The sequence below is a fragment of the Vibrio sp. 378 genome (assembly GCF_033339435.1).
The window spans coordinates 1-512 of sequence record NZ_JAWOUO010001223.1; the positions used below are offsets into that span (position 1 = coordinate 1).

The 512-nt window shown below is 49.0% G+C and carries 1 protein-coding gene and 1 pseudogene; both read right to left on the minus strand.

Annotation, left to right across the window (positions count from 1 at the left end; genetic code table 11):
• Positions 1-271, minus strand: a pseudogene (locus tag R7Q48_RS31255) (cystathionine beta-synthase); the annotation flags it as partial.
• Between the two features lie 53 nt (positions 272-324).
• On the minus strand, positions 325-512 hold a 188-nt coding region (locus R7Q48_RS31260; RefSeq protein WP_318134321.1), incomplete at its 5' end, for a multiheme c-type cytochrome.

The following is a 512-nucleotide window of genomic DNA, read 5'->3' on the forward strand; positions in this document are numbered from 1 at the left end:
CATGCAGGTTTGCGGACTTGCCATGAATGTTGTCGAAAATACCCGTAGCGGGTTTGTCTGATGTATCGTCATGGCAACGAAGGCAGCCATCTGGCCCGCGGCGTGAATATTTCCCCTCGGAAAACTTGGTGTCTAATATGGTTTCAATTTCTTCTTGAGTTAACGTCGCCGCTTCGGGTTCTGGCTTGGCGACATCTTCCGAACTGACGGTGAAGATGACGCCTAACCCAAGTATCCCAGCTACCAACCACCGCAGAAACATTGCTTTCATAGCTCTTCCTTTTCTTATCCTTAATTGTCAAAGCATTGTGTTCAATGACGAATTCAACGGTAGTCGTATACCTTGTGAACCTTATCTACCCCTTGTGACTGACCAATAGCATGGCAAGTCGCACATTGTTCGGAGCCTGTTGCTTGTGCTGCTGTGTCTGCTCCAAATACCGCGCCGTGATTCAGCATATGGTTCAGAGGCGCATCTCCTGCCACGGTATCCGGGTCAGCATTAGCTAAAG